The 20,487-nt window shown below is 69.2% G+C and carries 20 protein-coding genes and 1 pseudogene; 9 read left to right on the top strand and 12 right to left on the bottom strand.

All coding sequences use genetic code 11. The features are described 5' to 3' along the window. The first annotated feature begins 127 nt into the window (after window positions 1-127). Window positions 128-970, top strand: a complete 843-nt coding sequence (locus ACXIZN_RS39730) for a helix-turn-helix transcriptional regulator (protein WP_457959895.1) — start codon at window positions 128-130, stop codon at window positions 968-970. A gap of 115 nt (window positions 971-1,085) precedes the next feature. Then, window positions 1,086-2,597, top strand: a complete 1,512-nt coding sequence (locus tag ACXIZN_RS39725; RefSeq protein ID WP_457959894.1) for an ATP-dependent DNA ligase — start codon at window positions 1,086-1,088, stop codon at window positions 2,595-2,597. A 69-nt stretch (window positions 2,598-2,666) separates the two neighbouring features. Here the strand turns inward: ACXIZN_RS39725 and ACXIZN_RS39720 are convergent, their stop codons facing one another. The 3 genes from ACXIZN_RS39720 to ACXIZN_RS39710 form a co-directional block, all read right to left on the bottom strand. Then, window positions 2,667-3,044 (bottom strand): hypothetical protein, encoded by a 378-nt coding sequence (locus tag ACXIZN_RS39720; RefSeq protein WP_457959893.1) that lies wholly within the window; start codon window positions 3,042-3,044, stop codon window positions 2,667-2,669. Further along, window positions 3,041-3,382, bottom strand: coding sequence for a hypothetical protein (locus tag ACXIZN_RS39715; protein ID WP_457959891.1), 342 nt, complete (start codon window positions 3,380-3,382; stop codon window positions 3,041-3,043). The genes ACXIZN_RS39720 and ACXIZN_RS39715 overlap by 4 nt, the downstream gene beginning before the upstream one ends. 180 nt (window positions 3,383-3,562) lie before the next feature. After that, entirely contained in the window at window positions 3,563-4,237 is a 675-nt protein-coding gene (locus ACXIZN_RS39710) for an NBR1-Ig-like domain-containing protein (protein WP_457959890.1), read from the bottom strand. Between the two features lie 251 nt (window positions 4,238-4,488). Between ACXIZN_RS39710 and ACXIZN_RS39705 the strand changes: the two genes are divergently transcribed. After that, window positions 4,489-5,244, top strand: coding sequence for a Pr6Pr family membrane protein (locus ACXIZN_RS39705; RefSeq protein ID WP_457959889.1), 756 nt, complete (start codon window positions 4,489-4,491; stop codon window positions 5,242-5,244). Here the strand turns inward: ACXIZN_RS39705 and ACXIZN_RS39700 are convergent. Continuing rightward, window positions 5,188-6,417 (bottom strand): NADH:flavin oxidoreductase/NADH oxidase family protein, encoded by a 1,230-nt coding sequence (locus tag ACXIZN_RS39700; RefSeq protein ID WP_457959888.1) that lies wholly within the window; start codon window positions 6,415-6,417, stop codon window positions 5,188-5,190. The genes ACXIZN_RS39705 and ACXIZN_RS39700 overlap by 57 nt on opposite strands. A 74-nt stretch (window positions 6,418-6,491) precedes the next feature. After that, window positions 6,492-6,866 (bottom strand): YybH family protein, encoded by a 375-nt coding sequence (locus tag ACXIZN_RS39695; RefSeq protein ID WP_457959887.1) that lies wholly within the window; start codon window positions 6,864-6,866, stop codon window positions 6,492-6,494. On the opposite strand from ACXIZN_RS39695, the pseudogene ACXIZN_RS39690 reads away from it, so the two are divergent. After that, window positions 6,819-7,190, top strand: a pseudogene (locus ACXIZN_RS39690) (winged helix-turn-helix transcriptional regulator); the annotation flags it as partial. The gene ACXIZN_RS39695 and the pseudogene ACXIZN_RS39690 overlap by 48 nt on opposite strands. Window positions 7,191-7,246: 56 nt before the next feature. Here ACXIZN_RS39690 and ACXIZN_RS39685 read toward each other — a convergent pair. Then, a complete protein-coding gene (locus tag ACXIZN_RS39685; RefSeq protein WP_457959886.1) occupies window positions 7,247-7,717 on the bottom strand; it encodes a DUF309 domain-containing protein in 471 nt (156 codons plus the stop codon). Between the two features lie 35 nt (window positions 7,718-7,752). Between ACXIZN_RS39685 and guaB1 the strand changes: the two genes are divergently transcribed. Then, window positions 7,753-9,192, top strand: coding sequence for a GMP reductase (gene guaB1 / locus ACXIZN_RS39680; RefSeq protein ID WP_038508412.1), 1,440 nt, complete (start codon window positions 7,753-7,755; stop codon window positions 9,190-9,192). Between the two features lie 52 nt (window positions 9,193-9,244). Here the strand turns inward: guaB1 and ACXIZN_RS39675 are convergent, their stop codons facing one another. Further along, the gene (locus ACXIZN_RS39675) at window positions 9,245-10,531 is read right to left on the bottom strand and encodes a PhoH family protein (protein WP_457960719.1); all 1,287 of its coding nucleotides are present in this window, start codon (window positions 10,529-10,531) and stop codon (window positions 9,245-9,247) included. Between the two features lie 727 nt (window positions 10,532-11,258). On the opposite strand from ACXIZN_RS39675, the gene ACXIZN_RS39670 reads away from it, so the two are divergent. Then, complete coding sequence (locus ACXIZN_RS39670; protein WP_457959885.1) at window positions 11,259-11,507, top strand: hypothetical protein; 249 nt, start codon at window positions 11,259-11,261, stop codon at window positions 11,505-11,507. A gap of 59 nt (window positions 11,508-11,566) precedes the next feature. Here ACXIZN_RS39670 and ACXIZN_RS39665 read toward each other — a convergent pair whose 3' ends face one another. Beyond that, window positions 11,567-12,343, bottom strand: a complete 777-nt coding sequence (locus ACXIZN_RS39665; protein WP_061986121.1) for an isoprenyl transferase — start codon at window positions 12,341-12,343, stop codon at window positions 11,567-11,569. Between the two features lie 132 nt (window positions 12,344-12,475). On the opposite strand from ACXIZN_RS39665, the gene trhA reads away from it, so the two are divergent. Next, on the top strand, window positions 12,476-13,117 hold the full coding sequence (trhA, locus tag ACXIZN_RS39660) for a PAQR family membrane homeostasis protein TrhA (RefSeq protein ID WP_034305414.1): 642 nt from the start codon (window positions 12,476-12,478) through the stop codon (window positions 13,115-13,117). Window positions 13,118-13,347: 230 nt separating this feature from the next. Further along, entirely contained in the window at window positions 13,348-13,797 is a 450-nt protein-coding gene (locus ACXIZN_RS39655; protein ID WP_457959884.1) for a pyridoxamine 5'-phosphate oxidase family protein, read from the top strand. A 5-nt stretch (window positions 13,798-13,802) separates the two neighbouring features. Here the strand turns inward: ACXIZN_RS39655 and ACXIZN_RS39650 are convergent, their stop codons facing one another. The 3 genes from ACXIZN_RS39650 to ACXIZN_RS39640 form a co-directional block, all read right to left on the bottom strand. Next, a complete protein-coding gene (locus ACXIZN_RS39650; protein ID WP_457959883.1) occupies window positions 13,803-15,689 on the bottom strand; it encodes an acyl-CoA dehydrogenase family protein in 1,887 nt (628 codons plus the stop codon). A gap of 65 nt (window positions 15,690-15,754) precedes the next feature. Further along, window positions 15,755-17,110 carry a glycoside hydrolase family 28 protein gene (locus ACXIZN_RS39645; RefSeq protein WP_457959881.1) on the bottom strand — a complete coding sequence of 452 codons (1,356 nt, stop codon included), beginning with the start codon at window positions 17,108-17,110 and terminating at the stop codon, window positions 15,755-15,757. 69 nt (window positions 17,111-17,179) lie between these two features. Further along, on the bottom strand, window positions 17,180-17,740 hold the full coding sequence (locus ACXIZN_RS39640) for a hypothetical protein (RefSeq protein WP_126737524.1): 561 nt from the start codon (window positions 17,738-17,740) through the stop codon (window positions 17,180-17,182). A gap of 182 nt (window positions 17,741-17,922) precedes the next feature. Here ACXIZN_RS39640 and ACXIZN_RS39635 point away from each other — a divergent pair, with 182 nt between their 5' ends. Further along, window positions 17,923-18,438 (top strand): hypothetical protein, encoded by a 516-nt coding sequence (locus ACXIZN_RS39635; RefSeq protein ID WP_457959880.1) that lies wholly within the window; start codon window positions 17,923-17,925, stop codon window positions 18,436-18,438. Here the strand turns inward: ACXIZN_RS39635 and ACXIZN_RS39630 are convergent. After that, on the bottom strand, window positions 18,419-20,437 hold the full coding sequence (locus tag ACXIZN_RS39630) for a thioredoxin domain-containing protein (protein ID WP_457959879.1): 2,019 nt from the start codon (window positions 20,435-20,437) through the stop codon (window positions 18,419-18,421). The two genes, ACXIZN_RS39635 and ACXIZN_RS39630, sit on opposite strands and share 20 nt — an antisense overlap. Between the last annotated feature and the right edge of the window lie 50 nt (window positions 20,438-20,487).

Raw genomic sequence — 20,487 nt, 5'->3', positions numbered from 1 at the left:
TGTCGCGAAAGCCACTTTCGGGACACCAGATGTCCCGAAAGTGGCTTTCGCGACACCACCACGCCCGGCCAGCCTGGGTCTGTCAGGACCAGGCACGCACCCCCAGCGATCCGGGATACTCGGCGCCATGACCGAGACGGCCGAACTGGGCGACTTCCTCAAGGCACGCAGGGCCGCGCTGGACCCGGCGGACCTCGGCCTGCCGACGGGGTTCAACCAACGGCGGGTCGCCGGGCTGCGGCGCGAGGAGCTGGCGCAGCTGGCCGGGATCAGCGTCGACTACTACACGCGGCTGGAGCAGGGCCGGGCGCGCAACGTGTCCGACTCCGTCCTCGATTCGCTGAGCCGTGCGTTGCGGCTGCATCGCGACGAGGAGGCCTATCTGCGCAATCTGGCCGCCCCGAAACGCAAACGCGTCGCGCGGCCGCGGGTGCAGCGGATCCGGCCGGAACTCCAGTCGATGATGAACGCCATCCACTCCCCGGCGTTCGTCTTCGGCCGATACGGAGACGTGCTGGCCTGGAATCCGCTCGGGGCCGCGCTCACCTTCGACTTCGCCGCGTGCCCGCCCGGCGAGCGGAACATCCCGAGGTTGTTCTTCCTCGACGAAAGCGCCCGCGAGATGCACCCGGAGTGGGAAACCGTGGCGAAGGAGGTCGTGGCGAACCTGCGGTCCGAGAGCGGGAAGTATCCGGACGACCCGTACCTCGCCCAGCTGGTCGGTGAACTCTCCTTGGCCAGCGAAGAGTTCCGGAAGCTGTGGGCGAAGCACACCGTGCGTGAGAAGGCGCACGCGTGGAAGGTCATGATCAACCCGATCGTGGGTGAACTCCGGCTGCGCTACGAGACGCTGCGGTTGCCCGCCGATCCGGACCAGGCCCTGGTGATCTACACCGCCGAGCCCGGCTCCGACAGCGAACGCGCGCTCCGCCTGCTCGCCAGCTGGGTCGCCGATCCCGCGGACGCCTGAGCCGAGTCCGTGAAGGCCTCCTTCCCTACGTTGAGAGTAGGAAAGGAGGCCTTCACTACGCACGCCTGAGCCCGCTCGGCGCGAAACTGTCGGTGTCCGGGTCCATGATGGATCCATGTTGCTCACCGAGGTGGTGACCGCGTCGGCCGAGCTGGCCGCCACGAGGTCCAGGAAGGCGAAGATCGCCACCCTGGCCGCGGTCCTGCGCGCCGCGGGCGAGCTGGAGCTGCCCGCGGTCGTCGCGTTCCTCACCGGCCAGCCGACGCAGGGCCGCATCGGTGCCGGCTGGCGGACGCTGGCCGAGCTGAAGACGGCCCCGGCCGCCGAACCGTCGTTGACCGTGGCCGAGGTCGACACGGCCCTCGGCACGGTGGGGGCGGCGTCGGGTTCGGGTTCGGTGAAGCTGCGCGCGGAGACGTTGCGGGCGTTGTTCGGCAAGATGACCAAGGACGAGCAGGACTTCCTGATCCGGCTGCTCACCGGCGAGCTGCGGCAGGGCGCGCTCGAAGGGATCATGGTGGACGCCATCGCGGTGGCGTCCGAGATCCCGGCCGAGGACGTCCGGCGGGCGTTCATGCTGTCCGGGCAGCTCCCGATGACGGGGCTGGCCGCGATGACCGGCGGCCAGGAGCGGCTGGCTGAGTTCAAGCTGGCCTTGGGCAGGCCGATCCGGCCGATGCTGGCTTCCCCGGCGGAGTCGCTGGACGAGGCGATCACCGAGCACGCCGACGCGCTCGTCGAGTACAAAATGGACGGTGCGCGGATCCAGGTCCACCGCGAAGGCGACGAGGTGCACGTCTACACGCGGACGCTGCGGGAGATCACCGGCAGTGTCGGCGAACTGGTGGATCTGGTGCGCTCCCTGCCCTGCACGTCGGTGGTGCTCGACGGCGAAACCCTGGCGCTGACCGACGAGGGCAGGCCGAGGCCGTTCCAGGAGACGATGAGCCGGTTCGGCAGCACCCGCGACGAGCAGGTCAAGGCGCTGTTGCTGCGGCCGTACTTCTTCGACTGCCTGCACCTCGACGGCGTCGACCTGCTGGACGCCCCGCTGTCCGAGCGCAACGTCGCCCTGCGGAAGGTCGCGGGCGAGCACGTCATCCCTGGCGAGATCGCGCCTGCCTCGGCCGAGGCGGTGCTCGACGCGGCGATGGCCGCCGGGCACGAAGGCGTGATGGTCAAGGACCTCGCGTCGCCGTACGCGGCGGGCAGGCGCGGGCGCGCGTGGCTCAAGGTGAAACCGGTGCACACGATCGACCTGGTCGTCCTCGCCGCCGAATGGGGTCACGGCAGGCGCACCGGCACCCTGTCGAACCTGCACCTCGGCGCCCGCGACCCCGACGGCGGGCCGCCGATCATGGTCGGCAAGACGTTCAAGGGGATGACCGACGACCTGCTGGCCTGGCAGACGAAAACGTTCCAAGAGATCGAGACGCACCGCACGGATTGGGTGGTCCACGTGCGGCCGGAGCTCGTCGTCGAGATCGAACTCGACGGAGCCCAGGTGAGCACGCGGTATCCGGGCGGGCTGGCGCTGCGCTTCGCGCGGGTCGTGCGGTACCGGCCGGACAAGGAGGCCGCCGACGCCGACACCATCGACACCGTCCGCGGCCTCCTCAAGCCCTGAATCCCCCGCATTCAGTCCTCTGGATGCGGTCCTTGCGCGTGCAACTACCGCGTCCAGAGGACGAACGCATCAGTAGCAGCGGTCCGAAGAGATCCGGTACGTGTAGTTGTTCGACAGGTTGGACGTCACCTCGAACCGGATCTTGTGATACACCGGCGGCTCCCCGAGCACGCCGTGCTTGACCGTGCGCTCCTTGCCCGGCGCGATCGCCCCGCTCCAGAGGCCCTTGTCGAAGACGTCGTCGATGATCTGGACGAGCATTCCCCGGTAGTCGTGGTTGTGCACGGTGATGTCGATGCTCTGCCCCGCGCTCACCTCGACGACCTTCGTCTTCCCGCCCATCAGCGGCCCGCCCTCACAGACCTTCGACGCCGCCGAAGCGGACGGTGCCATCAGCAAGGTGCCGGCCAGCGCGACCGGGACGACGGCGAACAGCTTCTTCCTCATCGGTTCCCCACAACGGTCTTGACGACATTGGACTGGACGGCCAGGTCGAGGCCGATCTTCATGTTCCCCCCGCAATAAGCCTTCTGGCCGTTCTTGAAATGCACCGTCAGATCCCCGGCGCATTCGAACACCTTGACGTCCCAGGTGCGCGTGCCCGGCTTGAGGCAGATCGCGTCCTTCCCGGCCCGGCGCATCCAGCCGTGGTAGCCGGATTCGCAGGTAATGATCGGATCACTGCCCGAAGCGGGCGCCGGAGCCGCCTGTGCGGCGGTGGCCGGCAGCAGCGCCACGGTGAGCGCGGCCCCGGCCAATGCGGCGGCCTTGACGTACGGACGCATGGATTCCCTTTCCGCAAATAATGTGAGAGTGTTTCGGAAAATCCCCATCCGGAATTCCCGGGCGCCGAAGACGTTAAAGGCCGCCGGAGCGACGCCGGAAGCGATTCACGGCCGCGAAATGGCCAAGGCCGGGGAATCAATGTCCACGCAGGTCAGCGCTTTGGCCATCGGCCCGGATGGTCAAATGACGCGGACCGAGAAGAACACCGCGCGGGTGTTCGGCAGCAGGATGCGCCCCTGTTCGTCGGCCATCTTCCAGTACACCTGGCAATGCCCGGGCGCGTCGGGCGCACGCACCTCGACGGAGACGCGCACCCGCTCGCCGGGGGCGGTCTGCGGGACGGGCACGCGATCGGGCGTGCCGCATTCGCCGGGATTCCCGAACGATCCGGCGCGGACCAGATAGCGGCCGATCCATCCGACCGTTCCCGCGTTGCGGAATTCCCACGTCTTCACGAAGGTCGACCCGGCCGCGACTTCGCTGCCGTCAGGCACGGTCACGTCGGCGACGAATTCCGACGCGTCGCCGGCCGGGGCTGCGGGCTCGGCACCGAACGGCGCGGCGAAGACGAACACCAGCGCCGCGACCAGGACGATCGCCACGGCTCCGGCGAGGAGGAACGCCGTCCGGCGCGGCTTCACGGCGGCAGGTCCGGGTCCGGCGGTCACTGCGTCCCGCGCGCGCTCCCATTCACCGCGCCATTCGTGGCGGACCTCGTCCTCGTCACCGCCGAGCACTCCGGAGGCCAGCACGCGGACGAACTCCCAGGTCGTCTCCCAGCTGGGCAGCCGCTCTCCGCGGGCGGCGGCCGAAAGCGCGGATTTCGACGCGAGCGCGCCGTACTCGTCGCGCATGCGGTCGTAGGAAGGTCACCGGCGGCCCGTTTCAGCTCCCACAGCCGCCGCGCGAACTCGGCGACGGGTCCGCTGTCCTCCGCCGGACCCCGCGCGACCCGTCCGCGGCGTCCGGGCGTCCGCTCGACGTCCATCGTTTCCCACGATATGACCCGATGGGCGGGAAGACCCGGCGGCATCCCGCCCCCGATCGAGTGGCGGCACACGGTGGTGACGGGACGTCCCCGCCCGATCACCCATAAAGTGGGCGAATGCAGGCTTCCAAGATCGCGCGCGCCTGGTTCGGCCTGACCGCGCTGGTGGTGATCGCCGGGCTCGCCGCGCAGATCCCGGTCTCCGCGGGCACGACCGGCGGCGTCTTCCACACCCCGGCCGGGCGGGTGGCCAACCTGCTGGCCTTCTTCACCATCGACTCGAACATCCTGGTCGGCGCCGGCAGCCTGCTGCTCGCGCTCGGTGTCGCGGGCCGGTCGACGCTGTTCGGCGTGCTGCGGCTCACCGGTCTCGTCGGCATCACCGTGACGGGTGTCGTCTTCCAGGTCGCGCTCGCCGATCTCTACGAACTGCACGGCTGGGCGGTGTTCGCCGACACGATGCTGCACAAGGTGTCGCCGTTGATGTGCGTCGCGGGCTGGCTGCTGTTCGGGCCGCGCGGCCAGCTGTCGTGGCGGGTCCTGTGGTGGTCGCTGCTGTATCCGCTGGCCTGGCTCGCGGTCACGCTGGTGCGCGGCGCGATCATCGGGTTCTACCCGTATCCGTTCGTCGATCCGGGCATCAACAGCTACGGCGGTGTCGCGTTCAACTGCGTGCTGATCGGGGTGCTGTTCATCGGTCTCGCGGCGGCTGCGGTCGGTTTCGACCGCACGTTCAGCCGGCGCGATGACACTGACGAGAATTGGGACTGGGAGCGCAGCTCCTCCGTTGAGGGCGGCGGCGGGGGCATGGATGGATTAGCCCCGGACCCGCCGGAAAGCGTTGAACGGATCCGCGACGCCGGCACGTACTAGCGTCCGCACCGCGCCGAGCCGCGGGTCCACCGGCTTCCCGGCGGCGACCCGGTGCATCTGCTGGGTGTGCCACTGGATCTCGAGCAGGCTGTCGGCCAGCCGGATGCCGGTCTTCGGTGCCGTGCGCCGCGCGCGGACGTCCTCGCCGTCCAGCAGGCGTCCGGGTAGTGCCGGGTCGACGATCAGCGGCCTGCCGAGACCGATGACGTCCAGCGCGCCGGAGCGCAGCGCCTCCGCCATGCCTTGCGCGCTGGTGAAGCCGCCGGTGACCATCAGCGCGACGTCGGAGACCTGCCGCGCCTTCGCGGCGTAGTCGAGGAAGTAAGCCTCACGGCTGAGGGTGCTCGCCTTGGCCGAACCCATCATGGCGGCCTTCTCGTAGGTGCCGCCGGAGACTTCCAGCAGGTCGATCCCCGCTTCACCCAGTTCGCGGACGACTTCCAGCGATTCCTCCTCGCTGAAGCCGCCGCGCTGGAAGTCCGCGCTGTTGAGCTTGACCGCGATCGGCACCGAGCCGCCGACCTCGGCACGCACGCGGGCGACCACTTCCAGCAGGAACCGGCGCCGACGGAGCGCGTCACCACCCCAGCCATCGGTGCGCCGGTTGGTCAGCGGCGACAGGAACTGCGAGACGAGGTAACCGTGCGCCCCGTGGATCTGGACCCCGGCGAACCCGGCCTCGACGACCGTCCGCGCGGCCACGCCGAACCGGTCGATGATCGCTTCGATCTCGTCGGCGGTGAGCGCCCGCGGCGTCGCGAACACCGACCGGATGCCGCGGTCACCGAAGGGCACCGCCGACGGCGCGACCGGCTGCCGGGACAGGAACCGCGGGCTCTGCCTGCCGGGGTGGTTGAGCTGGACCCACAACCGGCTCTCGGTCCCGTCCGCCGACCGTGCCCACGGCTCGAACGCGGTCGCGTCCGGCTCCCGGGGCACCGCGACGTTGCGCGGTTCACCCAGCGCGGTCGGATCGACCATGACGTTGCCGGTGATCAGCGTCCCGGCGCCGCCTCGCGACCACGTCCGGTACAGCTCGGCCAGTTCGGCGGTCGGCCGGTTGCGGCGATCGCCGAGCTGCTCGCTGAGCGCGGCCTTGGCCAGCCGGTTCGGCAGGAGCGCGCCGCACCGCAGTTTCAGCGGTTCGGCCAGCAGTTCCTTGGGCTCGCTCATCCGCGCTTCCTCCCACCGTTACCTACTGGGCAGTATCCCTACTCGAAGTAACATACTCGCGGTATGTCGAGTACTCAAGGTGCGCCGACACCGAAGGGGTTGTCGATCACGTAGCGCCAAAGCCCGTCCTCACCACGCCTCGCGACGTCGGTGGCCGTCGCGGCGAGGTGGCCCTCGATGACCCAGTCGACGATCAGCAAGACCAGTTCACCGGCCACGTGCACCTGGCGCGGAGTGACCTTGATGGGCTGCCCGAGCGCGAGGATCCCGCCGTTCGCGGCCCGGCGTTCCGCGCCGCTCACCCGCACGCCGTCCCGGCGGACGAACACGGCGTCCGGCTCGTAGACCGTGTCGAGGATTTCGGCGGATCCGGTGTTGAAGGCGGCTTGGAAGACGAAGGGATGTTCGGCGGCGTCGGTGGTCAACGGCACACTGGAGGAATGCGTCATGCGGACAGCGAAACCGACCGCGAAGCAGGTCACCAAACGGAAACCTTCGACGGCGAACTCGTCCCGGACGCACGCGGCCGCACGCGGCGGCCGGAGCCGGACTGTCCCGTCGAGGTCGCACTCGCCGCGATCTCGGGCCGCTGGACGACGCTGGTCCTCCGGGAGCTGATGGGCGGCCCCCGGTCCTTCAGCGACCTACGCGCGGCATTACCCGCCCTGTCCGCGAAGGTGCTGACAGAACGCCTCGGCGAACTGACCGCGCGCCGCCTCGCCGTCCGCGAGGAGCTGCCGGGCTTCCCGAGCCGGACCAGCTACCGGCTCACCGAGGCGGGGCTCTCGCTGCGGCCGCTGCTGATCGAGCTGTACCGCTCGGTTCGGTGTTACTGGCCGAGTAAGCGCGGGGCGACCGGCTCCACCCGCACGCGCGCCTTCGCCTCTTCGGCCATCTTCCGCGCCCAGGCCTGCAAGCCCGGGATGTCGATTCCGTGCGGCCGGGCCTCGCGGAAGGGCTCGATGTTCTCGGCGCCGCGCTCCAGCAGCGACGCCGCTCCGTTCCCGTTCCCCCTGGCCGCGTGGGTCAGGCCCACGGCGAGCTGCGCGAGCCCGCGCCACAGCTCCCGCTCCGGCCCGTCGGTGGATTTCCACGCGTCCTCGAACACCTCGTGCGCGTGAAACGGACGGCCCGCGTCGAGCAGGCGCTGCGCCTCGGAGATGGTGTCCTCTGGGCTGCGTTCGATGCCCTCGGGCTGCCGTTCGACACCGTCGGCGCCGTACGGGAGCGGCCTGCCGAGACCGTCCCGCGGGCGCGCGTTGCGGGCTCGTCCGGCTTCGTCACGGTCCCGGTCGGTCATGCCGTCATTGTCCCACGCGGGTATCCTGGGCTCTCGTGCGCTTTCTCGACGGGCACCGGCCCGCTCACGACCTGACCTACGACGACGTGTTCCTCCTGCCGAACCGGTCGGACGTGGAGTCCCGTTTCGACGTCGACCTGTCCACTGTGGACGGCACCGGCGCGACGATCCCGATCGTGGTGGCCAACATGACCGCCGTCGCGGGCCGCCGGATGGCCGAAACGGTCGCCCGGCGCGGTGGGCTCGTCGTCCTCCCCCAGGATGTCGACGTGGCCGCGGTCGCCGACATCGTCACCTGGGTCAAGAGCCGTCACACCGTATGGGACACCCCGCTCGTGCTGACCGGCGGAGACGCGGTGGCCGACGCGCTGAACCTGGTCGGCAAACGCGCCCACGGCGCCGTCGTCGTCGTGGACGAGGACGGCAAGCCCGTCGGCGTCGTCGACGAAGCGGCTTGCGCCGGCGTAGACCGCTTCGCGCGCCTCGCCGACGTCGCGGAGCCCGCGGTCGTCACGGTTCCCCTGGACACGCCGCCGCGTGAGGTCTTCGAGCGCCTGCACGACCACGGCGGCCGTCTCGCGCTCGGCATCGACGAGAACGGCAGGCTCGCGGGGGTCCTGACCGAGATCGCGGCGCTGCGCGCGGAGATCTACACCCCGGCCGTCGACGACGGCGGCAACCTGCGCGTCGCCGCGGCGATCGGCGTGAACGGCGACGTCGCGGCGAAGGCCGAGGCCGTCCTCGCGGCGGGTGTCGACGTGCTGGTCGTCGACACCGCGCACGGCCACCAGGAGAAGATGATCTCCGCGCTGAAGGCCGTCCGGTCGGTGAACCCGCGGGTCCCGGTCGTCGCCGGGAACGTGGTCACCGCCGAGGGCACGCGCGACCTGATCCACGCGGGCGCGGACGTCGTCAAGGTCGGCGTCGGCCCCGGCGCCATGTGCACGACCCGGATGATGACCGGCGTCGGGCGCCCGCAGTTCTCCGCCGTCGCCGAATGCGCCGCGGCGGCGCGCGAACTGGGCAAGCACGTGTGGGCGGACGGCGGCGTGCGGCATCCGCGCGATGTCGCGCTCGCGCTGGCCGCCGGCGCGTCGGCGGCGATGGTCGGCTCGTGGTTCGCCGGCACCCACGAATCCCCCGGCGACCTGCGCTACGACGAGCAGGGCAAGCCGTACAAGGAGTCGTTCGGCATGGCGTCGAAGCGTGCCGTCGGCGCCCGCACGCGCACGGACAACGTCTTCGAACGCGCCAAGAAGGGCCTGTTCGAAGAGGGCATCTCCGCTTCGCGGATGGCGCTGGACCCGGCTCGCCCCGGCGTCGAAGACCTGCTCGACTCCATCGGCTCCGGCGTCCGCTCCGCCTGCACGTACGCGGGCGCGCGCACGCTGGAGGAGTTCCACGAGCGTGCGTTGCTCGGCATCCAGTCCGCCGCCGGCTTCGCGGAAGGACGTCCGCTGCCCTCGGGCTGGTGAACCGCGAAGGAGTCCACTTGGGACTGTCCCAAGTGGACTCCTTCGGTTCCGGTTATCCGTGGTCCTCCAGCATCTCCGTGACGAGCGCCGCGATCGGCGAACGCTCGGAGCGGGTCAGCGTGACATGCGCGAACAGCGGGTGACCCTTGAGTTTCTCGATCACCGCCGAAACGCCGTCGTGCCGCCCGACCCGCAGGTTGTCGCGCTGCGCGACGTCATGCGTGAGCACGACCCGCGAAGCGGTGCCGAGCCGTGAGAGCACGGTCAGGAGCACGTTGCGCTCCAAGGACTGCGCCTCGTCGACGATGACGAACGTGTCGTGCAGCGACCGGCCGCGGATATGGGTCAGCGGGAGCACCTCGAGCATGCCGCGGTCGAAGACCTCGTCGAGGACGTCCTGGCTGACCAGCCCGCCGAGGGTGTCGAACACCGCCTGCGCCCAGGGCTGCATCTTCTCGCTCTCGGAACCGGGCAGGTAGCCCAGATCCTGGCCGCCGACGGCGTACACCGGCCGGAACACGACGACCTTGCGGTGCTGGCGGCGTTCCATCACCGACTCCAGCCCCGCGCAGAGCGCGAGCGCCGACTTGCCCGTGCCCGCTCGTCCGCCCAGCGAGACGATGCCGACGTCGGAGTCCAGCAGGAGATCCAGCGCCACCCGCTGCTCGGCCGACCGGCCGTGCAGCCCGAACGCCTCCTTGTCACCCCGGACGAGCCGGATCCGCTTGTCCGCGGTGACCCGCCCCAGCGCGCTCGAACTGCCCGCGAGCAGCCGGAGCCCGGTGTGACAGGGCAGCTCACCCACCTCGGGCATCCCGAATTCCGCCGGATCCACGGAAGACCCGCCGAACAGCGCGTCGACCAGGGTCTGCGGGACGTCCACGTCCGCCATGCCCGTCCAGCCCGAGGGCGTCACCTCCTGCGCGCGGTACTCGTCGGCTTCGAGGCCGACGGCGCCCGCCTTGACGCGCAGGGGGATGTCCTTGGTCACCAGCGTGACCGACGCGCGTTCCGCCGCCAGGTTGAGCGCGCAGGCGAGGATGCGGTGGTCGTTGGAGTCGGTGCGGAAGCCGACCGGGAGCACCGTGGGGTCGGAGTGGTTCAGCTCCACCTGCAGGGTGCCGCCGTGCTCACCGATCGGGATCGGCGCGTCGAGCCTGCCGTGCTGACGACGCAGGTCGTCGAGCATGCGGAGCGCTTCGCGCGCGAACCACCCCAGTTCGGGATGGTGACGTTTCGCCTCCAGTTCACTGATGACGACCAGCGGGAGCACGACCGCGTGTTCGGCGAAACGGGTCACCGACCAGGGGTCAGAGAGCAGGACCGACGTGTCGAGCACGTAAGTGGACCGCTGGGATTCGGGCGAGATCGAGGCTTTCTCCGGGCCAGAGGCACCGGTCGAAGAACGGCCAGAGGCCTTGCGGGGTGAACGCTGCGCAGTCACGACGGCATCTCCCTCGTGGGCGTGGCACCACGCCCGCACTCGCTGGGCCGGGCACCTCCCTGGCTAACCGTTCCTTCCGACGTCTTCCGACGTCAGCCGGCACGGCCGCGAGGGCCGGGTGCCGGCCCCCTCGTGCATCCACTGGGCGGCTGTGCCGCCCTGTCGACAACCGCCACGACCAGGGCCTCCCGCGAGAGTCCGCATGGGACGCGAACCCTCACTTCCGGAAGGTACCTGCGTCCGGCCGATCGCGCAGGCAGCCACCACGGTGATTCGCCAAACCGTCATCTCACTGTCGGTCGCGTGACATCAACACCTGGTCACCATCACGATGCGTAGTGATGATCTCCATTCAGGGACGCTCGTCGACGTGACCCGGATGGATTAACGCGACGCAGGGCGTTCACCTGAAGAGACGGCAGGTTCTACCACGCGTCGTCGCAGCATGCATTTTGTGCCCGAGACAGAGAACCGGACCGAGTGAAACGCGCCTTTTTCACCTCACACAATGGGCTTACGAGACGGTCACAACTCCTGAATAGCGAGTAATTTTCTCACTAGCGGGACACCCCCACCGGATTCGGTGCCCCGATCCCTGAATATCTCTACCAAGGAGTGCGAAGTGTTGAAGAAGGCTGGTTTCGTTTCCGCCGTCGCCGCGGGCATCATGATGGTCGGCGGGACCGCGTTCGCCGCCACGGGTGACACCTCGGGCACCCCGGACCCCACGTTCGGCGACGCCTACAACACGTTCATCGAGGGCGGCGGCGCGCTGGGCTACGGCGCGGCTTCCCTGGTCGCCGGTGCCTACACGGGCATCGCCACCACCCCGGCGCTGATCCTCCACTCGCTGGAGCACCACAACCACTGATCTCGGTCTGGACGTCGAAGGCCCCGGAGTGCACGCCGGGGCCTTCGTCATGTCCGGGGTCAGGAACCGAAGCGCCGATGCCGCCAAGCGTAATCGCGCATCGCCCGCAGGAAATCGACTCGGCGGAACGCGGGCCAATAAGCTTCGGTGAACCAGAATTCCGAATGCGCCGATTGCCAGAGCAGAAATCCGGAAAGCCGCTGCTCACCCGAGGTGCGGATAATCAGATCCGGATCCGGCTGGCCGGAGGTGTACATGTGTTCGGATATGTGGTCGACGTCCAATATCTTCGCGAGCTCGCGGATCGAGGTGCCTTCGTCGGCGTGCTGGAGCAGGAGCTTGCGGACCGCGTCGGCGATCTCCTGACGCCCTCCGTAACCGACCGCGACGTTGACCTCCATCCCGGTGCGCCCCTCGGTGCGCTCCGCGGCCGCGCTGAGGGCCTTCGCGACCTCCGGGGGCAGCAGGTCGAGCGCTCCCACGATGCGGAGCCGCCAGGGCGTATGCGGCGCGGCGAGCTCGTCGGTGACGTCGGTGATGATCTTCAGCAACGGGCTCAGTTCCTCGGCCGCGCGGCCGAGGTTGTCCGTCGAGAGCAGCCACATGGTGACGACCTCGACGTCGGCCTCGTTGCACCAGCTCAGGAAGTCGGCGATCTTCTTGGCGCCCGCGCGGTGCCCGTCGGCGACGTCGGTGAAGCCCGCTTCGCGCGCCCAGCGGCGGTTGCCGTCCAGCATGATGGCGATATGGCGTGGATGGCGCCCCTTGGCCTGCTGGATCAGGCGCCTGCCGTAGGCGCTGTACACGACGTCTGACAAGAAGGACCGAAGACTCACGCCACTGGAGAGTAGTCACCTCGCGAGTCTCAGTGGGACGCGCCACGGACACTGGCCAAAAACCTACGGTGCCGTAACCTGGGAGGGGTGAGCGTAGAGTCCGAACAGCAGCCGTCCGGCCCCGCGCCCTTGGTGGACACCCGTCCTCGTCTGCGTGGGCACATCCACTTCTGGTCCTTCTTCGTCGCGGTCGCCGGCGCCGTGACACTGATCAGTCTCGCAGCGTCCACTGTGTCGCCTATAGCCGCTTTGTCCACTTCGGTCTACGGGCTGACCGTGCTCGGCCTCTTCGGCGTCAGCGCGCTGTACCACCGTCGCTTGTGGAGCCCACGAGCATACGAATGGATGAAGCGTGCCGACCATTCGATGATCTTCCTGTTCATCGCCGGCACCTACACGCCGTTCACCCTTCTGGCCATGTCCCAGCCGACCGGGTACATCGTGCTCGCGATCGTGTGGGGCGGCGCGATCGGCGGTGTCACCCTGAAGATGCTGTGGCCGAACGCGCCACGCTGGCTCGGCGTGCCGATCTACATCGCGCTGGGCTGGGTCGCCGTCTTCGTCCTGCCGGAGCTGGCCACGCACGCCGGCGTCGCGGCACTCGTCCTGCTCTGCGTCGGTGGCCTGTTCTACACGCTGGGCGCGGTGTTCTACGCCGTCAAATGGCCGAACCACTTCCCGGAGACGTTCGGTTACCACGAGTACTTCCACGCCTGCACGGTTCTCGCGGCGACGTCCCACTACGTCGCGATCTGGCTGGCGATGTACGCGTAACTCGCGTGCTCAGGCGCGTAACTCACGTGATTGGACACGTGACTCACGTGTGGCGCGCCTGATCACGCGAGTTACGTCTCCAATCACGCGAGTTACGTCTCTGATCACGCGAGTTACGTCTCTGATCACGAGTGCGGTACCGGTGTGACCAGGTCGGACACACGCGTGTTCCCTCTGGCACAAGAAAGTGCCTTCTTCCGGCGCCTCGACCGGCGCGCCATGATCGCTCCATGGCCAAGAACGCACCGCCCCGCCGCCTCGATGACGCGGCCCTCAGCGACTTCCTCGCACAGCAGACCTTCGGCGCCCTCGCGACCCTCAAGCGCGACGGCCGCCCGCATCTCTCCACCGTCGTCTACACCTGGGATGCCGAGAACCGCGAGGTCCGGGTGAGCACGACCGAAGACCGCCTCAAGGTCAAGCAACTCCGCAACAACCCGACCGCATCGCTCTACGTCTCCAGCGCCGACCACTGGAAATTCGCCGTCGTGGAAGGGAAAGCCGAACTCTCCGAAGTCACGCGGACACCGGGCGACGCGGCGGGCCTCGAGTATCTCGCCGCACAGCGGCAGATGCCCGAAGACGAAGCCGAGTTCCTGGAGACCATCGCCGCGGAGCGAAGGCTCTACATCACCCTCAAAGCCGACAGACTCTATGGAACGGCCCTCGACATCGCTTGACGCGGTCAGTCCTGCAGCATCGGAGCCGCCAGGTACTGCTCCGGGATCGCGAAGGCGTCCACGAGGGTCCGCGCGTGCGGGCGCAGGTCGGCGCACAACGCGTTGACCGCGGCGGTGACGGCCTTCGAGCGCCCGGAGGTCAGGCGCCCGTGTTCGAGGAACCAGCCCCGGTCCGCCTCGATGTTCGCGAGCGCGTAGAGGTCGCAGACCCGCTCCAGCAGCTCACGGGCTTCGCCGTCGGCGCAGCGTTCGATGGCGTCGATGAACGCTTCGAGCACTACGCGGTCGACGTGTACGCGTCCGGCGCGCAGCACGTGGTCCTGCGCGTCGTTAAAGACGCCGAAGGGGTCCGAGGCCGCCTTACGCAGACGCTGCGCGACACCGCCGAGTACGTGCTCTTCGCGGTCTTCGAACAGCTTCAGGTGCCATTCGCGGGAGTAGAGGACATCGCCGTCGTCGGCTTCGGTGAGCCGCTCGACGACCTTGCGCGCGGACGTCCGTTCGATCACGGCCTCGACGAACTGCTCCGCCACGAACCGCGCGGTCGCGAGCGGGCTGAGGTCCTCGAAATGATCCTTGTAGCTGGTCAACAGTCCCTTCGCGACCAGTTGCAGCAGCACGGTGTTGTCACCCTCGAAGGTGGTGAAGACGTCCGTGTCGGCTTTCAGCCCGGCGAGCAGGTTCTCCGAGAGATAGCCGGAGCCGCCGCACGCCTCGCGGGCGGCCTGGATGGTCGCGGTCGCGTGCCAGGTCGAGAGGGCCTTGATGCCCGCGGCGCGTGATTCCAGCTCGCGCTGCTCCTCTTCCGGCGCGTCCTCGGCGATGTCGTTCAGCTTCGAGACGAGCGCTTCCTGCGCGAAGTGCAGCGCGTACGACGTCGCCAGCGCGGGCAGCAGTTTCCGCTGGTGGGCGCGGTAGTCGAGGATCACGACCTCCTCGCCGCCGGGCCGCGCGAACTGCCGCCGCTGCTCGCCGTACCGGATGGCCAGGGCGAGCGCGCGTTTCGTCGCGCTGCCGGCGCTGCCCGCGACACTGACCCGGCCGCGGATGAGCGTGCCGAGCATCGTGAAGAACCGGCGGCCGTCGCTCTCGATCGGGCTGGTGTACGTGCCGTCCTCGGCGACGTCACCGAACCGGTTGAGCAGTGCCTCGCGCGGCACCCTCACCTGAGTGAAGGTGAGCCGCCCGTTGTCGACGCCGTTGAGGCCCGCCTTGCGGCCGCAGTCCTCGATCTCGACGCCGATCGCGTCCTCGCCGCGGATCGGCACCAGGAACGCGTGCACGCCGCGCGACTCACCACCGGTGATCAGCTGCGCGAACACCACCGCGAGTTCGCCGTCGCGGGCGGCGTTGCCGATGTACTCCTTCATCGCGCCCCGGTCCGGCGTGTGCACGACGAATTCGCGCGTCGCCGGGTCGTAGGTCGCGGTCGTGCGGAGATGCTGGACGTCCGAGCCGTGGCCGTGCTCGGTCATCGCGAAACAGCCCAGCAGCTCCAGATCCTTGATCTTGCGCAGATAGCGCTCGTGGTGGCGTTCGGTGCCGAGCAACTGCACCGCGCCGCCGAACAGGCCCCATTGGACGCCGGCCTTGACCATCAGCGAGAGGTCGCCGAATCCCAGCATCTCGAACGACGTCAACGCGCCACCGACGTCGCCGCCCCCGCCGTACGCCGGGTCGAAGCCGAGCCCCGGCCGGTCGGTGCGGGCGAGCAGCCGCAGCCATTCGAGCACCTGGACACGGTGCGCTTCGACGTCGAGATCGACGGGATCCCTGAAATCCTCGGCCGCCATCTGCGCGCGCACCGCGCGGCGGAGTTCGGCCCACCGTCCATCGAGGACGGTGGTCAGCGCGTCCGGGTCGATCTTCGCGGGAAGTCCTGGTGTGTCCACGATTCCTCCGATGCGGTGCGGTCTGCGTTCAGCCTGCCGCACCGCATCGGGGGGCGCAGCCCGAATCAGACCGGCCGCCCGTTGATCGTCGTGTTCTCGAACCGCAGGTCATCGACGTGTTTCAGGACGTTTGCCGTGTTCGCGACGCCGTCGAAGCGGCAATCGCTCACCCGTAGCCCCCGAACGTGTGAGTTGGGCAACCCTCGGACGTTGAACGCCGCTTGCCCGCATCTCGTGCTCGCGGAGCCGCTGATGGTGAACGGCCCGAAACGCGGGACGTACGCGCCGGTCTGTCCGTTGTAATCCGGCAGGACGTACACGACCGAGCGGGCGAACGTGCCGGAGACACCGTGGAGGTTGACGTTCTCGGTGAACCCGCCGCGCAGGGTGTTCGACTTGACGTACAGCCCGTATTTCGTCTCACCGGTGACGGTGAGGTTGTGCGCGTAGACGTCGCGGATGCCACCGGTCTGCTCGCTGCCGCAGGTGATCGCGCCCCAGTTGCCGTCCATCACGCAGTTCGCGACGACGATGTTCCGGCACGGCACGCCGACGCGGCGCCCGTCGTCGTCCCGGCCCGCTTTGAGCGCGACGTTGTCGTCGTGCGCCCCGAGGTGGGAGTTCACGATCACCACGTGGTCGCAGGACTCCGGATCGCAGGCGTCGGTGTTGGAGCGCGCGGTGCTCGCGTCCGTGCGGAGGCCGTCGATCGTGACGTTCCGGCACAGCGTGGGATGCAGCTGCCAGAACATCGGGTTCTTCAGCGTGACGCCCTCGATGAGCACGGTGTCGCACGAGTACGGCTCGACGAACGTGGACCGCATCGCGTGCCCGGAGCCGGGAACGATCCGCTTCTCCGGCGGGACGCCGGCCGCCACCAGCGATTCCAGGTACTCACGGTCCTTGCCCTTGTTCCAGGACGCCGTGCCCGCCGCGTCGAGCGTGCCCTTCCCGGTCACCGCGATGTTGGATTCCTTGTACGCGTAGATCATCGGCGACCGGTTGACGCACTCGATGCCCTCGTAGCGGGTGAGCACGTTCGGGAACTTCGAGGCGTCGGAACCGAAGGCGAGCACGGCACCCGCCGCGAGGTGCAGGTCCACGTTGCTCTTGAGATACACGGCGCCGGTGACGAAGGTGCCTTCCGGCACGACGACGTGCCCGCCGCCGCGCGCGTTGGCCGTCTCGATCGCCTTCTTGATCGCGGCGGTGTTGTCGGTCTTGCCGTCGCCCTTGGCGCCGAACCCGAGGATCGAGAACGTCCGGTCCGGGAAGACCGGCCGTTTCGTCCGCGCGACGATGCCGTTGGCCGCGGGCCAGGGGAGAGCGGGGGCCGCCGAGGCGGTGGGCGCGAGCAGCGGGCTCGCGGCCACCACGAGACCGCCCTTGATCAGCCGACGCCGGGAGATTCTGCCGTCCATGACGCCTTCTTTCGCAAGAGGACTTCGGTGAAGACGGCGGAATCCCGACTCTAGGGGCGGACCCCGGGCTCAGGAAAGGTCCGGTCCCTGTGAGCGGAGATCGTCGACCTTCGTCATCGCCTCCCGCAGCTCGGCGAGCCAGGCGTCCGCGTGTTCCCCGACCAGCCGGACCGCCCAGGCGAGCGCCTCCGACCGCGACCGCGCGACGCCCGCGTCGACGAGAGTGTCGAGGACCAGGCGTTCGGGTTGCCGCAGCCTGGTCATCACCGGCGCCGAATGCGTGGTGAACAGATGCCTCGTGCCACCGAGGCTCGCGCCCCAGGCGACCTTGCGCTGATACCGGTGCTCCGCCTGGCGCGCGATCTCGATCCGCTCGTCGCGGGTCTCCTCGCGGAACCGGCTGATCCGGCCGTCTTCGGCCGCCGCACGGGCGGCGTCGTCGGCGTACTCACCGGTGAGCGGCGGGAGCTCGCCGACGACGACTATCTCCTCGCGATCCACCGTGACCTCGGGATCTCCCGTGAACCAGCCCTCCGGGAGCCGTCCGCCGAACCACGCGGCCGCGTCGTCCGCCGACGGGATGTCCGCCTGCTGCCAGCCGCCCCGGCCCTTCCAGCCTCCACGTCCCATCCGCCTCGCCGCCCTGAAGTAGGTGTGCATGCTCGCCTCCGCGATTACATGATTACAACGCTACCGACGCTACGCCTGCAATAACCGCTTATCACGCTTGTTCTCCCCCGGCGAAACCCAGGGCAACCTGATGACCTGCGCGGACGTGTTCCCACCAGCAGTCGACGAGGAAGGGGAACCTCATGCTGAAGAAGGCCATGATCGGCGCTCTCGTGCTCGGAGCGGCCCAGCTGGCGGTGGTCGCGCCGGCGACGGCGGAAGCCAAGGACGTGTCCTGGTTCTTGAGTCCGACCGAAGTCGAACCCGGCGGGCAGATCTACGCCGAGACGAAGGCCGCGATGGGCGGCTGCGGACCGGCGACCCCGGTGACGTCGCCAGGGTTCGCGGCGCCGCTCCAGTGGACGATCGGCGGCAACTGGGGGAAGTCCGCCGGCTATGGCAAGGCAGGCAAGACGCCGGGCAAGTACACGGCGACGTTCACCTGCTTGGACGGCACGAAGACCTCCCGCGCCTTCACCATCATCGGAACGCCGCCGACGTCCACGAAACCGCCGAAGCCGACCAAGACCACTACGACCACCACGACCACCACGACCACCACGACCAAACCGAAGCCGAAGGCGCCGCAGGTCGCGGTGAAGCCGGTCGGAGCACCGCAGACCGGCGGCGGTTACTCCCCTATGGCGTGGGACTGGTGAGCTGAGCGCGCAGTTCCTCCGCGCGGGTGACGGGCCGCTCGCACACGTACCCACGGCACACGTACGCCGCGGCGGCACCGTCGACCAGCGGCCGATCGGCCAGCAGCGGCACTCCGTCCGCGTCCGGCTTGCCGCTGACGACGACGGCGCCGTCCGGCAGCGACGTGAGGGCGGCGGCCTGCAGTTCCGCGCGCGAAGCGGCGTCCGGGCCGACGACCGCCACCTGCACCGGACCGGCGGCGGCCGCTTCCGCGACGGTGAGCCAGTGCCCGGCGAACCGCGGCGCGTGGGCGGCGAGCCGTCCCGCCCGCGCCAGGGCCTGCTCGGCCGCCTCGCGGTAGCGGCCGACCCGGTCGTGCCCGGCCAGCACGGACGCCGTCAGCAACGCGTTCGCCAGCGCCGAAGCCCCCGAAGGGCTCGCGTTGTCGGTCGGGTCGGAAGGCCGCTGCACCAGGACTTCCGCGTCGTCGGCGGTGTCGTAGTAGGCCCCCGTCGCTTCCGGGATGCCGAAGTGGGCCAAGGCGAGGTCCAGCAAGGTGAGCGCGTCGGCGAGCCAGCGCGGTTCGCCGGTCGCCTGGTGGAGTTCGAGCAGGCCCTCGGCGAGGCACGCGTAATCCTCCAGTACCCCGGCCGTCGTACCGACGACGCCGCCGCGGGAAGTCCGGCGCAACCGTCCGCCGACGAAATGGTTGTCCATCAGGAAAGCCGCCGCGCGGGCCGCCGCTTCGATCCACTGTGGACGGTCGAGTCGCGCGCCCGCTTTGGCGAGCGCGCCGATGGCGAGCCCGTTCCACGCGGCGATGACCTTGTCGTCACGGGCGGGCTGCGGACGTTCGTTTCGCGCCGTCAGCAGCGCACGACGGACGCGCTCATAACGCGTTTCGTCCTCTGGATGCGGCTCACGCAGCCGCAGGGTCGACGCGCCGTGCTCGAAGTTCCCCCGTTCGGTCACCTGGAACAGCCCGGCCGCCCAGGCACCGTCCTCCTCGCCGAGCACTTCGGCCAGCTGCGCGGGCGTCCAGACGTAGGTCAGCCCCTCGACGCCATCGGTGTCCGCGTCGAGCGACGCGGCGAAACCGCCTTCGGCCGTACCGAGGTCGCGTAGCAGGAACTCCGCGGTCTCCTCGACCGTCCGCCGCGCGTACTCGTACCCGGTCACGCCGTGGAACTGCGCGTAGAACCGCAGCAGCAAACCGTTGTCGTACAACATCTTCTCGAAGTGCGGCACTTCCCAGCGCGCATCGACCGAGTAGCGCGCGAAGCCACCCGCGAGCTGATCGTTCAGCCCGCCCAGCGCCATGGCCTCGGCCGTGTGCTCGACCAGGTCGAGGCCGGAGCCGGTGCGCTCGTGATGGCGCAGCAGGAAGTTCAACGCCATCGTGGGCGGGAACTTCGGCGCTCCCCCGAAGCCGCCGTTGCCGGTGTCGTACTCGTTGCGCAGCGTGGCGACCGCGGACTCCAGCGCGGCACCGTCCACAACGGACTCCGGCAGCGGTCCGCTCTTCTCGGTGAGGTGGGCGATGATCTGCCGAGCACCGGAGCGCAACTCGTCCGGCCGCTCACCCCAGGCTTCGGCGACGGCGACGAGCAGCTGGGAGAACGACGGCATCCCCGGTCGCGGTGACGGCGGATAGTAAGTACCGCAATGGAACGGTTCACCGTCCGGGGTCAGGAAACACGTCATCGGCCAGCCGCCCTGACCCGTCATCGCCTGGGTGGCCGCCATGTACACCGAGTCGATGTCCGGCCGCTCCTCGCGGTCCACCTTGATGTTGACGAAATTCGCGTTCATCAGCGTGGCGGTGGCCTCGTCCTCGAAGGACTCGTGCGCCATGACGTGACACCAGTGGCAGGCCGCGTAGCCGACCGAAAGCAGGATCGGCACGTTCCGCCGTTTCGCCTCGGCCAGCGCTTCCTCACCCCACGGCCACCAGTCCACCGGGTTCTCGGCGTGCTGCAGCAGGTACGGACTGGTCGCGGCCTTCAGGCGGTTCGACATGTCACCAGGGTCGCACGCGGAAAAGCGGACGCGCAGAACGGCCGTCTGCG

The organism is Amycolatopsis sp. TRM77291 (genome assembly GCF_054166285.1).
This window is presented reverse-complemented; position numbering and strand designations above follow the sequence as displayed.

Bases quoted from the DNA above. Each gene is read 5' to 3' on its own strand.
- ACXIZN_RS39630 (WP_457959879.1), bottom strand. From the start codon at position 20,437: ATGTCGAACCGCCTGAAGGCCGCGACCAGTCCGTACCTGCTGCAGCAC.
- ACXIZN_RS39635 (WP_457959880.1), top strand. From the start codon at position 17,923: ATGCTGAAGAAGGCCATGATCGGCGCTCTCGTGCTCGGAGCGGCCCAG.
- ACXIZN_RS39700 (WP_457959888.1), bottom strand. From the start codon at position 6,417: ATGAGCGAGCCCAAGGAACTGCTGGCCGAACCGCTGAAACTGCGGTGC.
- ACXIZN_RS39645 (WP_457959881.1), bottom strand. From the start codon at position 17,110: ATGGACGGCAGAATCTCCCGGCGTCGGCTGATCAAGGGCGGTCTCGTG.
- ACXIZN_RS39640 (WP_126737524.1), bottom strand. From the start codon at position 17,740: ATGGGACGTGGAGGCTGGAAGGGCCGGGGCGGCTGGCAGCAGGCGGAC.
- ACXIZN_RS39685 (WP_457959886.1), bottom strand. From the start codon at position 7,717: ATGACCGACCGGGACCGTGACGAAGCCGGACGAGCCCGCAACGCGCGC.
- ACXIZN_RS39725 (WP_457959894.1), top strand. From the start codon at position 1,086: ATGTTGCTCACCGAGGTGGTGACCGCGTCGGCCGAGCTGGCCGCCACG.
- ACXIZN_RS39705 (WP_457959889.1), top strand. From the start codon at position 4,489: ATGCAGGCTTCCAAGATCGCGCGCGCCTGGTTCGGCCTGACCGCGCTG.
- ACXIZN_RS39655 (WP_457959884.1), top strand. From the start codon at position 13,348: ATGGCCAAGAACGCACCGCCCCGCCGCCTCGATGACGCGGCCCTCAGC.
- ACXIZN_RS39695 (WP_457959887.1), bottom strand. From the start codon at position 6,866: ATGACGCATTCCTCCAGTGTGCCGTTGACCACCGACGCCGCCGAACAT.
- ACXIZN_RS39720 (WP_457959893.1), bottom strand. From the start codon at position 3,044: ATGAGGAAGAAGCTGTTCGCCGTCGTCCCGGTCGCGCTGGCCGGCACC.
- ACXIZN_RS39710 (WP_457959890.1), bottom strand. From the start codon at position 4,237: ATGCGCGACGAGTACGGCGCGCTCGCGTCGAAATCCGCGCTTTCGGCC.
- ACXIZN_RS39715 (WP_457959891.1), bottom strand. From the start codon at position 3,382: ATGCGTCCGTACGTCAAGGCCGCCGCATTGGCCGGGGCCGCGCTCACC.
- ACXIZN_RS39730 (WP_457959895.1), top strand. From the start codon at position 128: ATGACCGAGACGGCCGAACTGGGCGACTTCCTCAAGGCACGCAGGGCC.